This window comes from Mesorhizobium sp. M7A.F.Ca.MR.362.00.0.0, from assembly GCF_004023175.1.
Lineage (GTDB): Bacteria > Pseudomonadota > Alphaproteobacteria > Rhizobiales > Rhizobiaceae > Mesorhizobium.
On the sequence record NZ_RZTF01000132.1, the window covers coordinates 3,696 to 15,310 of the forward strand.

Genomic DNA, 11,615 nt, shown 5'->3' on the forward strand with positions numbered 1-11,615 from the left:
AGGGGTGGTCCTGCCGGAGCTTCGGCGGTCTTGTCTGCCGGAGCGACAGCAGGAGCCGTCGTGTCGGACGGCACAGCAGCCGGAGCGGTGGCCGCAGGCTCGTTGGAAGCCGTCGTGGCCGGCGCCGGATCATAGGCCTTGCGGTCGAAATCGGGCTGCGCCTGCAGCTCTTCCTTGGTGGTCTGGGCCACCAGCCAGCGGTCGCCATTCTTCTCGGCCCACTGCGCCTTAGAGAAATCATAGGTGACATTCTTGGCGCCGAGGCCAAGGAAACCGCCCACGCCGATGACCAGGGACTCGGCCTTGCCTTCCTTGGTCAGCACGATGTCGTTGACGTCGCCGATATTCTGCGCGTCATCACCGGTTCCGTTATATACGTCTTCACCGATGATGTTGGTGGCAAGGTTACCGTCCGCGCGCTTTACCGGTTCCGCCGGAGCGGCGTTCATGTCGGCCGGCTTTTGTGCCGTATCCGTCGTAGCAGGTGCCGTAGGTGCGGTCGCGTCGGTCGACGCCGCAGGTGCGGGGGCCGGACTGTAGGGCTGGCTGTCGAATTCCGCCTGAGCGGTCAACTCGTCCTTGGTCGTCTGGGCTACCAGCCAGCGGTCACCATTCTTTTCGGCCCACTGCAGCTTGCCGTATTCGAAGGCGACGCTCTTGGCACCGACACCCAGAAAGCCGCCAACGTCGATGACGACGGATTTCGCCTGCCCATCCTTGTCGAAGACGACGTCGCTGACATTGCCGATGTTCTCGGCATCATCGCCGGTGCCGTTGTAGACGGATTCACCGATGATGTTGGTGACGATGCTGCCCTCTGCGCGGACCGTCGCGGCGCCTGACTCCTGAACGGCTGGGCTCTGTGCCGGCGCCGGGGTCGTCGCGCTCTGCGCATATGCGCCCGTCGCGATCAGTGTTGCGAGTGCGGTCGTGGCTAAAAGATTGCGGATCATGATAGTCTCTCCTCGTGCCTGATCTCATGCGCCGCGTCGTGGTCGCTGGGGAAATCGGACGCGGCATCTACAGGTTCACAACGTCGTGACCAGTCTGTTGTTCCGACAAAACCACTGCGGTTCGGGAAACGAAAACACGGAAATGATCGAGCGGCTTAGAAGCCCCTCCGTGTCAAGGGAACCTTTCCGTCGCCGCCGCGTTCAGCCATCGGCTGGGCGTGTCCCGGCCGCTTTTTGGCTGACATGGTGGAGCGGGGTATGAAATTCGCAGCGGTGCTGAACCGGGATGGCGGCACTTTGCGCACCACCGACCTCGTCGCCTTCTCCGACAGGATGCATCAGACGCTGGAGACGGCAGGGCACTCGCTCAGCATCGAAATTGTCGCCGGCAAGGACGTGGTGGAAACGCTCGACAGCGCGGCTTCGCGTCGCTCTGTCGACATCGTGCTGGCGGGTGGCGGCGACGGGACCATTTCCGCCGCGGCCGCCCGGCTGATGGGCACGAAGAAGGCGCTTGCCATATTGCCGGCCGGCACCATGAACCTGTTCGCACGGGGGTTGGGCATTCCGCAGTCGCTCGATGGGGCGCTGAAATCCTTCGCCGACGGCGAAATCATCGCGGTCGACGTGGCGACCGCCAATGGCCAACCTTTCATACATCAGTTCTCGATCGGCATGCATGCGAAGATGGTGCAACTGCGCCAGAAGATGGAGTTCGGTTCGCGGTTGGGAAAGATCCGCGCCTCGGCCAAGGCGGCTTGGGCGACGATCAACAATCCACCTGCGATGAATGTGACGCTCAGCATCGGTGATGCCGAAATGGCGGCACGCATCACCGGGATCGGCATCACCAACAATTTGTTCGGCGAAGGCCATTTGCCCTACGCCGACAATCCGGCGGGCGGCGTGCTCGGTGTCTATGTCACGGTGGCGAAGCAGCGCGCCGAACTGGTCAAGTTCTTCTTCAACGTGGCGCGCGGCAAATGGCGCGACAACGAACATGTCGAAATCCACCAGACGAACAGAACGGTGCTGAAAATCCATTCGAGCAGCCGCAAATTTCGCGCCGTGATGGACGGCGAATTGGTCAGGCTTGACCGTGAAACAGTAATCGAAATCCAGCCTGGCGCGCTGAATGTACTGGTGCCGGCGAGTGCGGCCCAATCAAGAGCCGCCTGATGCTATGCGTTGCAACGAACAAAGCGGCTTTAACCAGCAGGAGCCTGCTCGGTGGTGCTGGGTGTCGGGACATGCTGTTCATCGCTGGTTGGCGTCTTGATCAACACACCATAAATCTCGGCAATGCCCCAAGCCGCAAACACCAGAAGCAATCCGGCGATCAGGATTCGAAATCCATGCCAGCCCCATCGCCCCTGCCGCGCCTTGTTTTCGGGAATGATCTTGGCCATGCTCGATCCTTGTCTCATTCTGCACCAACTGGCGCGCTCGGCAAATCATGGTCGGGTAACGGTTCCTCGCTAGGATGGTTCCGGAAAAGCGCGCTGGCCTTGCACCAGGGCAAGCAGGCGGCGGCGAAGACCGGGACGAGGCAAGTGGGGTGACTGGCAAGACGCAAACAGTGCCCGAGCTGCCGGCCGAAGTTGCGCGCGCAGTCAAGGATGTTGACCGCCTCGCCGTGCTGCACGGGTTGGAGATGCTGGATACGGCGGCCGACCCCGATTTCGACCGCGTCAGCAGCCTTGCCGCGGCGGTGATGCAGGTGCCGATGGCCCTGGTTACACTCGTCGACCTCGAACGGCAGTGGTTCAAATCCTGCTTCGGCCTGGACGAGGCCGAAACCGCGACCGACGTCTCCTTCTGCGCCCATGCGATTGCCGCCGGCGACGAGCCGATGGTGGTGGTGGATGCAACGACGGATCCCCGTTTCAAGACCAACCCGCTGGTCACCGGAAAGCACCATGTCCGCTTCTATGCCGGCGCGCCGATGGTTGTGGCAGGTGCCCGCATAGGCACGCTGTGCGTGCTCGACCACGAGCCGCATGGTTTTCCATCCCGCGCCGAGCTCCACCAGCTGAAGTCGCTCGCCGGCCTCGCCGCCAGCCTGTTCACCCTCAAGGACGCAACCCGCAGCGGCGCGATCGCCGAGGCCGCACTGGTTCGCGAGGAAAAACGACGTGCCATCGCACTCGATGCGGCGTCGCTCGCCAGTTGGGCATGGGATATCCGCACCGATATCATCGAATGCGACACATTGATGTCGGAGCTGTTCAGCCTGCCGCGCTCCAACCGGCTGCGCGCACGCGACATCCTCACCGCCATCGATCCGCGTGACGTCTACCAGACCGAAACCCGCTTTCGCGACGCCCTGACCGGCAGCGACGACTATTTCGGCGAATACCGGGTGAAGGGCTTTCATCCGCCGCGCTGGCTCGCCACGCGCGGCCGTGTCATCGAGCGTGACGGCGACGGCAAGCCGACCTTGATCTTCGGCGTCAACTACGACATCTCCGAGCGTAAGCTCGGCGACGAACGCCAACGGCTGCTGCTGCGTGAGCTCAACCATCGCGTCAAGAACACTTTGGCGACCGTCCAGGCGCTGGCAACGCAGACCGTGCGCCATGCCCGCCAGCCAAGCGAGTTCCTCGAGGCGTTCGGCGCCAGGCTTCAGGCCTTGGGCATCGCCCACAATCTGTTGTCGGACCGCGAGTGGCGCGGCATTGGCATCAGTGAACTCGTCCAGATCGAGGTCAAACCTTTCGAAACGGCCGAGCAGCCGCGCATGACGATCTCCGGCGACGACCTGCTGCTGTCGCCCGACCAGGCCGTCGGGCTTGGCCTGATCCTGCATGAACTGGCCAGCAACGCGCTGAAATATGGCTCGCTGTCGGTGCCGTCAGGCAGGGTCGATCTCGGCTGGAGGATGCAAGGCAGGAGGGATGCCCGGCGTCTTGTGCTGACCTGGCGCGAAAGCGGCGGCCCGCAAGTCGCTCCGCCGGATCGGCACGGCTTCGGCTCGATCCTCATTCGCCGCAGCCTAGCCAAGGTCATTTCCAGCGAAGTGACCCATGAATTCCGGCCGGAGGGCGTGTTTGCCGAAATATCGATGCCGCTGGAAGAGTTGTCAAAGTGACCTCTCCCAACAGCTCTATCTCCGTTCGCTCTCATCCAGATCGTCGGATTTCACATTCTCGCGGTAGATGGCGTAGGCCGCGAGCGCCACGGCCGGACCCAGAATGACGCCGAGACCGCCTTTTCCCTTGAGCAGACTCGGCAGCACGGCGAGTGCGGCGGTGATGCCGATCGCCTTCATGTCGGCATTGCGGCGCTGCGCCCGGCGCCGGGCGCGTGAGCCTGCGGAGATCCGGTAGATCAGCAGGATAAGTCCGGCAAGCACCAGGAAACCGACGCCAAACCCCAGTGCCGCGGCAAGCGGCCCATAGCGCATCGCCGTCCAGATATAGGCGGCCCCGACAAGAAAAACGAGACCGCAAAGTGCGGCGGCCATGGCGATCACATAGACGATTGCCGCCGTGCGCGCCCGGTGTATGGCGGCCACGGTTTCCCCCGAGGCGAGGCCCGAGATCAGGGTTGCCAACATTCCCATCTGGAGCGCGACTAGCGACGCGCGATGAGCGCGAAAAGGAAGCCTACGCCGGCGGCGATCGCCAGTGACGTCACCGGCTTTTCACGCACGCTTGCCATCATCTGCGCTTCGATGTCCTTGGCATTGCTGCGCAGGCTGTCAAAGGCTGCTTCGCCCTGCGCACGCAACTGCTCGACCCCTTCCGTGGCTGCGCGGCGCGCGGTGCCATAGCCATGCTCGCCGGTCTTGGCCAGTTGTTTGGTGAGCTTGTCGATGTCGGCCTTCAACTGCCTGATGTCGGCTTCCAGGTCCGCATTTGCACGGGCGTCGTTTGCGGTCTTTCCTGCGGCAGTGGCCATGGCTTAACTCCTTGTGATTGCTTGGTTTCAAACGCGCTGCGCGTCTCAAGGTTCCGGCATTGGGGACAAAGTAGCCGAAAACGCATCGGCGCGCACCCGGTCCGCCGGCTCCGGCAAAACACGCTTCCTCAGATTAATGGCCGGCGCGCTTCACCCAGCCCTTCCCAGCCGGCGAGCCGCTTGAGCCCTTCATTGTCGGAAACCACGCAGCCGCCGTCGCGCCAGACGATCAGCTTGCGATCCATCAGCTTGCGGATCGTCTTGTTGGTGTGAACCAGCGACAGGCCAAGCGTATCGGCGATGTGCTGTTGCGTGATCGGTATCTGGACGGATTGGTTGCCATTCAGTCCGACGACCTTGGCGCGGCTGCCGATGAAGGCGATGAGATAGGCAGCGCGCTCGATCGCACTGCGGCGCCCGAGGCTGAGCAGATTCTCGTCCAGCATCCGCTCTTCACGCGATGCGATCCAGGTGATGTCATAGGCCAGCCCGGGATGATTGCGGTACAGCTCATGCAGATATTCGCGCTCGAAAACACACAGCAGCATCGGCGACAGTGCCTCCACGGAATGCTGCATCTCGCCCATCACACTGCCTTGCAGGCCAATCAGATCACCGGGCATGAGATAGTTGAGGATCTGGCGGCGGCCGTCCAGCAACAGCTTGTAGCGAAACGCCCAGCCGGAGAGCACGGTGTAGAGATGGGCGCTATGGCTTCCCTCCACCAGCACCGTGCCACCCTTTTCGACTGCGAGTTCGCCCTTCTTGAATTTGCTGATGAAGGCCAGTTCCTGTTTTTCGAAATCGCGGAAAATCGGCAACGGCCGCAATGGGCAGTTCTCGCAAGGATATTGGCGGCTGGAGAAAGCGCTATTGTTCTGAACCGACATTTCGACCCCCCTTCGAAAGCCCGCTCTTGGAGAGCGCGTTTCAACGCGTTGCAAGGATTGAGGTTCCGCCCGCTTGCCACATGTCTTTTTTAAATGACAGCAAGCGAATTAGCGATCATGACTCCGGCGTTTCAAGGAGTCTTTGCCTGTGCCCACATTGCTCGACGGATTGCGGATTCTGGTCCTGGAGGACGAATTTCTGATCGCCATGGACGTCGAGCAGCTTTGCCGCGACCATGGCGCCGATGAGGTGGTGATCGCCCGTGACCTGACCGAGGTCGATGGCCGCGAGGTCGCCACGCGATTCGATGCAGCCATTGTCGACTTGATGCTGGGCGGCGCCTCAACCATCGATTTCGCCTCCGGGCTGCGCGCGGCAGGCATACCTTTCGTGTTTGCGTCGGGCTATTCGGATGCCGATGAAATCAAGGCATCGTTTCCGGGCGTCAGGCTGGTTGGCAAACCCTATTCGGGTGAAGACCTCGTGCAAGCGGTCGCCGCGGCCTGCGGACGTGCTTGAGACACGATCGCGGTCAGCTCGCCGGCGAGCTCGTTACCTGGGCCGAAATTGCGTCCGGACCATACTCGTCCTCGCCTGATATTTTCAGGATCTCCTGCAAGCGCGTACGGGCTCGGCTGACGCGGCTCTTGATCGTTCCCACCGCGCAACCGCAGATCTCGGCGGCCTCCTCGTAGGAGAAACCAGATGCGCCGATGAGGATGATGGCTTCGCGTTGGTCCTCCGGCAATTGCTCCAGGGCGCCGCGAAAATCCTTCAGGTCGAGTTGGCCGTGCTGGGCCGGATGAACGGCAAGCCTGGCCGTCATGATACCGTCGCTGTCCTGCACTTCGCGCCCGCGCTTGCGCATCTGCGAATAGAACTCGTTGCGCAGGATGGTGAAAAGCCAGGCCTTGAGATTGGTGCCGGGCTGGAAGCTCTCATGCTTGTCCCAGGCCTTGACGAGCGTTTCCTGGACGAGGTCGTCGGCTTTGTCGGCATTTTGCGTCAGCGACACGGCGAACGCGCGCAGACTTGGGATTGCCCCAAGCAGATCGGTCTTGAAGCCTTGTGAGACCGCGGCCATGCCTCAGTCCTTCTTCTGTGCGGGTTCAGCCCGTTCCAGCTGGCTAAGCAACTCGGAAAAGCGATCCGGCACATCGTCGGAGACCAGCGCGTCGTAATATTGTTTGAGTTTGCGTCCGATTTCGGAGTTCGGCCCAAGAGCATCACCAGAACCGTTCCGGCGCCTGCTCTCGGCGCCAGCCAGAATATCTTTCGTCATATCCTTCATTTTGCCCTTGTATTCCCAGCGCTCAAACCGCTCTTATCATACTCAACACAACGCAAGCGGCGCCCTCGTCTGGTTGCCCATCCCGACCCCAAACGCCCCTCCCCGGTATTTGTTCCGTCGAGGCGGAACTTTTTCTAAAAATCCGCGTTATCGTCAGGGCTTGCAGTCAGCTTGACCTGCTACGCATTCACGTCATTCTGAGGGAGACGTCTTACCATGAGCTTATCCGCCACCATCGCACCACATCTGCCCTTCCTGCGCCGCTTCTCGCGGGCTGTTTCCGGGTCGCAAGAGAGTGGTGATGCGCTGGTAGCCGCGATGCTCGAGGCCATCATCGCCGATATCGAGATATTTCCCGAAGCATCGAGCGACCGCATCGCGCTGTACAAGGTTTTCGCCAAGCTGTTCACATCGGTCGCCATCCGCGTCCCACAGGAGCAGGCGCAATCGGCGTGGGAACAGCGCACCGCCGCCAATCTGAATGCAATTGCACCACGGCCCCGTCAGGCGTTCCTGCTCGTGGCTGTCGAAGGCTTCAGTGAGGACGAAGCGGCTGAGATCCTCGACGTCGGCGACCAGGAGTTTTCAGAGCTGCTTGCCCAGGCGAGCAACGAGATATCCCGTCAGGTGGCAACCGACGTTCTGATCATCGAGGATGAACCGCTGATCGCCATGGATATCGAAGAAATGGTCGAGAGCCTCGGGCACCGCGTCGTTGGAACGGCGCGCACCCATGCCGAGGCCGTGATGATGTTCGGCAAGACACGGCCGAAGATGGTGCTGGCCGACATCCAGCTTGCCGACGGCAGTTCCGGCATCGAGGCCGTGAACGAGATCCTGTCATCGACGTCGGTGCCGGTCATCTTCATCACCGCCTTCCCCGAGCGCCTGTTGACTGGCGAGCGACCGGAACCAGCCTTCCTGGTCACCAAGCCGTTCAATCCCGACATGGTCAAGGCGCTGATCAGCCAGGCACTGTTTTTTGACCGGCAGGCGAAAGCAGCCGCATAGTCGCGAATTGAGGAGTGGAGGAATTGAGGAATTGAGGAATTGAAGGCGATAGCCTCGCTCGCCGATTTCTCCAGATCATCAAAATCGTCAATTCATCAATTCCTCAATTCTTCAATTCTTCACTTCGGGCCGCCTGATCCACGCATCGGGCGGTGAGGGCGAATTTCCTGCGCGTCCGGCTGCCGAACGATTTGCAAGCTCGGTCTTTTTCGGCAAAGGGTGGGAACAAACCGCAACCACCCACGTTTTTATCGCATCATTCGAAGGAGATGCATAATGCTTTACTGGGCGCTCGTATTTCTCGTCGTTGCGATCATCGCCGGCGCGCTTGGTTTCGGCGGCATCGCCGGTACATCTGCCGGCATAGCGCAGATATTGTTTTTCATCTTCCTCGCTTTCCTGGTCATTTCGCTTCTTGCGGGCCTGTTCAAACGGGCTTCGTAAGGACGGACGGCCGAACACTGGAAGCCGCACCCCTCAAACGGTTTCCAGCCACCGCCGGGCGGTGTCCTTCAAAGGACGCCGTCCGGCGGACCGTTTTTTGGCGGCGGGTTCGGGAAACCTCTTTGGAACCCATTCACCGGTGAGCCGTTCAGCCTGAATTGGGTGGACAGTTTGGCCGATGGGTTCCAGGACCGGAAACAGGAAGGACGACGTGCAAAGCGATGAAGTCATCGCCCTCCATCCTGCCGAAAGCGGCATGCAGCTCGGCCGCGCCCTTCTTCACGCGTTGCACAATGCCGGCATTTCCGTTCTCTACCAGGATCGCGAGATGAAAACCGTATGGGCGCGCAACATGCGTGCGCCCTGGGTTTCGGACACCGCCGACAGCATCGGTATTCTGCCGGAGGCGCAGGCCGACCGCATCGGCGCGGCCAAGCGCGACGTCATTGCATCCGGCAACCCCCAACGTCTCGAGATCAGCGTTCCCGTCGAGGATGGCAGCCGCTGGTTTGAGGTCTGGATCGATGCCGACCACGGCGACGGCGGCACGGTGCAAGGCGTCGTCACCACGATGGTCGAGACGACCGAGCAGAAGCGCCGTGAGCAGACCCTGACGACGCTGTTGCGGGAGGTGAGCCATCGCTCGAAAAACCTGCTGGCGATCATCCAGAGCATAGCCACCCAGACCGGTCGCTACTCCGACAGCATCGGCGATTTCCTGACACGTTTTCGCGGCCGGCTGCAATCGCTGGCTTCGTCCCAGGATCTCGTGACCTCTTCCAACTGGCGGGGCGCCGCACTTCGCGAACTCGTATCGGGTCAGGTGGGCCGCTACGGCGGCGATCCGGTTCGCAGCCTGCGGTTTCAGGGGGCAAACCCCTATCTCAATCCCAACGCTGCCCTGCATATCGGCCTTGCGATGCATGAACTCGCCGTCAATTCGGTGAGCTATGGCGCCCTGTCGCGGCCCGATGGATTCGTCAATGTTACAGCCAACCTGACCGCCGCCGACACGGGAACCTCCCTGTCGCTGACATGGGCCGAGGCAATCGGAGCCAGTGATGTCAGGCGTAGCGAGAAGCGCTTCGGCAGCGTCGCACTCGAACGGGTCGTGCCGGCGTCACTGAACGGAACGGCGAAATCGCGGCTGGCCGTCTCGAGTACCGCCTTGTCGTTCCGCACGGCAATTTCGAGACGGATTGAGCGACCCAAGCTTTCTTAACCAGTTGTTCACCATAAAAGCAGATGCTGTTTTTCCCAGATACCGCTGGAACCTGTTGCATCACCGAACATTTCCGCAGCAGGATTTGCAGCATGGTGCGGGAGGAATGCCTTGACGGTTGCCGACATGAACAGACTGGAGCAGGCCGCCCGGATTTCCATGGGCGACTTTGAGGACTCCGAGTCATCCGCGCCACCGCTGGCCCCTGTCCCCAACGGAGCCTTGCGCCTTGTTGCGTTGGCCTTGGTGGCGGTGATCATGGTGATCGCCCTGTACCAGCTGGTCTATTGAGGCCAGCTCGTTTCGGCCGGCGACAGAATCAATTGTCGCCGTCTTATTTACTGCCCGCCCAGCGAGCCAGGAACTTTGGCTGATGTAGACCGTTACTATGGCGAGAGGACTTTCCCGCCATGGAACATATCGCTGCATTGCTGCTGGTAGTCGGTTGCTCGAACACGATGGCCGACTGCCGTGAACTCCAGGTGCCCGTCAGCATTTTCGCGACCGCCGAGCAATGTGTGGCCGAGCGCCCATTCGTCTTGGGCGACGTGCAAGGGCAGGCTGATCACATCGTCGCCAAATGTCTTGCCGTCGATCCGGTGCTTGAAGACGACTACGATCAGATCGTCTGGAACGTGCGCGCCGATGGTACGCTTGACGCTTCTTTGGCAATTTCCAGCCTGGTAATGGCGTCGAACGCGGCAGGCCCAGAAAAAGACTATCTTCACCAACAATAGATTGCAGCAGCAAAGGCCGTCATTTCATGCTAAATGGCAGCTGGAGCTTTACCAAGTGAGGACAAAAAGTGAGGAGTGACTCTATGCGGAAGATGATTATTGCCCTGGTTGCGGTGGTTGCCGTCAGCGGCTGCACCTCGACCGAACAGGACGTGGTTGGCGGCGGCTTGATCGGCGCCGGTGTCGGCGGCTTGGTCGGCGGCGGCAAGGGCGCGCTGATCGGCGCGGCCGTTGGCGCCGGTTCCGGCCTGCTGGTGCGCAATCTGCGCAACGGCTATTGCCAATATCGCGATCATCGCGGCCGGATCTACACGGCTCGCTGCAACTGATTCGGCGATAATCGAAACGATCCGGAGGCTGGTCCGCTGGCCTTCGGATTTTTCATGTCCGGACGCTTGATCCTTTTCGGGAGAAGGTCGCGCTCAATTGGCGAGTGGAATTTTGATTTCCACGTTCAGCCCATTGGCCTGGTAGTCGCGCTTGATCGTACCGCGTAATTCGCGCGTCACGTTGAGATCGATCAGCTTGGTGCCGAAGCCGGTTTCGGCGGGAGCTTCGAGTTTCTTCTGCCCGTTTTCGCGCCAGTTGAGGGCCAGCGTCCTGTCGCGCCCACGCCCTTCCAGAGACCAATCCACTTTCAGTGCCCCCACGGAATTGCCGGCTTCGCCGTATTTCAGCGCATTCGTCGCCAGTTCGTGGAAGGTCAGGCCGAGCGCTTGCGTCGTGGTTTCGTCAAGCAGCACTTGCGGCCCTGACAGCAGCCCCTCGGGCAACTCCTTGCCGAACACCTGGCCGAGTTCGATGCGCAAGAGATCGCCAAGATCGGCCTTCTGCCAGCGAGAGCGCGTCAGCATGTCCTGGGACGCTGCCATCGCCTGCAGCCTGGCCGAGAAAGATGCGGAAAACTCGTTGACGTCGGTAGCCCGCGATGCCGTCTGGCGCGCGATCGCCAGCACCCTGGTGATCGAATTCTTGATGCGATGCTTCATCTCCTGCAGCATCAGGTCTTTTTCGATCAGGCTCTTTTCCGTGGTTTCGTGCAACCGCGACGCTGCCTCATAGGCCCGCTCCTGATATCGCGCCACCAGCGCGATGGCGCCCGCCAACAGCAGGCCGAATAGCCCCAGCATCACCGGAATGGCGCGCGACGACGGCTGCGAGAA

The 11,615-nt window shown here is 61.1% G+C and carries 16 protein-coding genes and 1 pseudogene; 8 read left to right on the forward strand and 9 right to left on the reverse strand.

The genetic code is table 11. The annotated features are described in order from the left end of the window. Positions 1–953: PRC-barrel domain-containing protein (locus EOC06_RS17525; RefSeq protein WP_245469716.1), on the reverse strand; the 953-nt coding region annotated here is incomplete at its 3' end. 258 nt (positions 954–1,211) lie between these two features. On the opposite strand from EOC06_RS17525, the gene EOC06_RS17530 reads away from it, so the two are divergent. Beyond that, positions 1,212–2,132 (forward strand): diacylglycerol kinase family protein, encoded by a 921-nt coding sequence (locus EOC06_RS17530; protein ID WP_127330377.1) that lies wholly within the window; start codon positions 1,212–1,214, stop codon positions 2,130–2,132. Positions 2,133–2,161: 29 nt separating this feature from the next. Here EOC06_RS17530 and EOC06_RS17535 read toward each other — a convergent pair whose 3' ends face one another. After that, the gene (locus EOC06_RS17535; RefSeq protein WP_127330379.1) at positions 2,162–2,362 is read right to left on the reverse strand and encodes a hypothetical protein; all 201 of its coding nucleotides are present in this window, start codon (positions 2,360–2,362) and stop codon (positions 2,162–2,164) included. 149 nt (positions 2,363–2,511) lie between these two features. On the opposite strand from EOC06_RS17535, the gene EOC06_RS17540 reads away from it, so the two are divergent. Continuing rightward, entirely contained in the window at positions 2,512–4,044 is a 1,533-nt protein-coding gene (locus tag EOC06_RS17540) for a sensor histidine kinase (protein ID WP_128308357.1), read from the forward strand. A 15-nt stretch (positions 4,045–4,059) separates the two neighbouring features. Here EOC06_RS17540 and EOC06_RS17545 read toward each other — a convergent pair whose 3' ends face one another. The 3 genes from EOC06_RS17545 to EOC06_RS17555 form a co-directional block, all read right to left on the reverse strand. Then, positions 4,060–4,518, reverse strand: a complete 459-nt coding sequence (locus EOC06_RS17545; RefSeq protein WP_127330383.1) for a hypothetical protein — start codon at positions 4,516–4,518, stop codon at positions 4,060–4,062. Between the two features lie 11 nt (positions 4,519–4,529). Next, positions 4,530–4,856, reverse strand: coding sequence for a YqjD family protein (locus tag EOC06_RS17550; protein WP_023811001.1), 327 nt, complete (start codon positions 4,854–4,856; stop codon positions 4,530–4,532). 128 nt (positions 4,857–4,984) lie between these two features. Further along, entirely contained in the window at positions 4,985–5,746 is a 762-nt protein-coding gene (locus EOC06_RS17555; RefSeq protein WP_127269632.1) for a Crp/Fnr family transcriptional regulator, read from the reverse strand. A gap of 148 nt (positions 5,747–5,894) precedes the next feature. Between EOC06_RS17555 and EOC06_RS17560 the strand changes: the two genes are divergently transcribed. Then, entirely contained in the window at positions 5,895–6,266 is a 372-nt protein-coding gene (locus EOC06_RS17560) for a response regulator (protein WP_027163154.1), read from the forward strand. A gap of 13 nt (positions 6,267–6,279) precedes the next feature. Here the strand turns inward: EOC06_RS17560 and EOC06_RS17565 are convergent, their stop codons facing one another. After that, the gene (locus EOC06_RS17565; protein WP_013529285.1) at positions 6,280–6,831 is read right to left on the reverse strand and encodes an RNA polymerase sigma factor; all 552 of its coding nucleotides are present in this window, start codon (positions 6,829–6,831) and stop codon (positions 6,280–6,282) included. A 3-nt stretch (positions 6,832–6,834) separates the two neighbouring features. Further along, positions 6,835–7,038, reverse strand: a complete 204-nt coding sequence (locus tag EOC06_RS17570) for a NepR family anti-sigma factor (RefSeq protein ID WP_128308358.1) — start codon at positions 7,036–7,038, stop codon at positions 6,835–6,837. A 216-nt stretch (positions 7,039–7,254) separates the two neighbouring features. On the opposite strand from EOC06_RS17570, the gene EOC06_RS17575 reads away from it, so the two are divergent. From EOC06_RS17575 to EOC06_RS17585, 3 genes and pseudogenes are all read left to right on the forward strand, one after another. Beyond that, positions 7,255–8,049: a response regulator gene (locus EOC06_RS17575; RefSeq protein WP_023810997.1), complete on the forward strand. Its 795-nt coding sequence runs from the start codon at positions 7,255–7,257 to the stop codon at positions 8,047–8,049. A 276-nt stretch (positions 8,050–8,325) separates the two neighbouring features. Next, positions 8,326–8,493, forward strand: a complete 168-nt coding sequence (locus tag EOC06_RS17580) for a DUF1328 domain-containing protein (protein WP_013529282.1) — start codon at positions 8,326–8,328, stop codon at positions 8,491–8,493. A gap of 178 nt (positions 8,494–8,671) precedes the next feature. Next, positions 8,672–9,696: pseudogene (locus EOC06_RS17585) on the forward strand (sensor histidine kinase). Positions 9,697–9,723: 27 nt separating this feature from the next. On the opposite strand, the gene EOC06_RS40830 reads toward EOC06_RS17585, so the two are convergent. Next, entirely contained in the window at positions 9,724–9,975 is a 252-nt protein-coding gene (locus EOC06_RS40830; protein ID WP_206631205.1) for a hypothetical protein, read from the reverse strand. Positions 9,976–10,125: 150 nt separating this feature from the next. Between EOC06_RS40830 and EOC06_RS17595 the strand changes: the two genes are divergently transcribed. Both EOC06_RS17595 and EOC06_RS17600 read left to right on the forward strand, forming a co-directional pair. Continuing rightward, entirely contained in the window at positions 10,126–10,452 is a 327-nt protein-coding gene (locus tag EOC06_RS17595) for a hypothetical protein (RefSeq protein ID WP_128308360.1), read from the forward strand. An 83-nt stretch (positions 10,453–10,535) separates the two neighbouring features. Continuing rightward, positions 10,536–10,781: a YMGG-like glycine zipper-containing protein gene (locus tag EOC06_RS17600; protein ID WP_023810994.1), complete on the forward strand. Its 246-nt coding sequence runs from the start codon at positions 10,536–10,538 to the stop codon at positions 10,779–10,781. Between the two features lie 93 nt (positions 10,782–10,874). Here the strand turns inward: EOC06_RS17600 and EOC06_RS17605 are convergent. Next, positions 10,875–11,615: sensor histidine kinase (locus tag EOC06_RS17605; protein ID WP_164898628.1), on the reverse strand; the 741-nt coding region annotated here is incomplete at its 5' end.

Excerpts from the sequence above, each read along its gene's own strand:
- EOC06_RS17530 (WP_127330377.1), top strand. The coding sequence starts at position 1,212 with ATGAAATTCGCAGCGGTGCTGAACCGGGATGGCGGCACTTTGCGCACC.
- EOC06_RS17535 (WP_127330379.1), bottom strand. The coding sequence starts at position 2,362 with ATGGCCAAGATCATTCCCGAAAACAAGGCGCGGCAGGGGCGATGGGGC.
- EOC06_RS17545 (WP_127330383.1), bottom strand. The coding sequence starts at position 4,518 with ATGGGAATGTTGGCAACCCTGATCTCGGGCCTCGCCTCGGGGGAAACC.
- EOC06_RS17550 (WP_023811001.1), bottom strand. The coding sequence starts at position 4,856 with ATGGCCACTGCCGCAGGAAAGACCGCAAACGACGCCCGTGCAAATGCG.
- EOC06_RS17555 (WP_127269632.1), bottom strand. The coding sequence starts at position 5,746 with ATGTCGGTTCAGAACAATAGCGCTTTCTCCAGCCGCCAATATCCTTGC.
- EOC06_RS17565 (WP_013529285.1), bottom strand. The coding sequence starts at position 6,831 with ATGGCCGCGGTCTCACAAGGCTTCAAGACCGATCTGCTTGGGGCAATC.
- EOC06_RS17570 (WP_128308358.1), bottom strand. The coding sequence starts at position 7,038 with ATGAAGGATATGACGAAAGATATTCTGGCTGGCGCCGAGAGCAGGCGC.
- EOC06_RS17575 (WP_023810997.1), top strand. The coding sequence starts at position 7,255 with ATGAGCTTATCCGCCACCATCGCACCACATCTGCCCTTCCTGCGCCGC.
- EOC06_RS17580 (WP_013529282.1), top strand. The coding sequence starts at position 8,326 with ATGCTTTACTGGGCGCTCGTATTTCTCGTCGTTGCGATCATCGCCGGC.
- EOC06_RS40830 (WP_206631205.1), bottom strand. The coding sequence starts at position 9,975 with ATGATCACCGCCACCAAGGCCAACGCAACAAGGCGCAAGGCTCCGTTG.
- EOC06_RS17595 (WP_128308360.1), top strand. The coding sequence starts at position 10,126 with ATGGAACATATCGCTGCATTGCTGCTGGTAGTCGGTTGCTCGAACACG.
- EOC06_RS17600 (WP_023810994.1), top strand. The coding sequence starts at position 10,536 with ATGCGGAAGATGATTATTGCCCTGGTTGCGGTGGTTGCCGTCAGCGGC.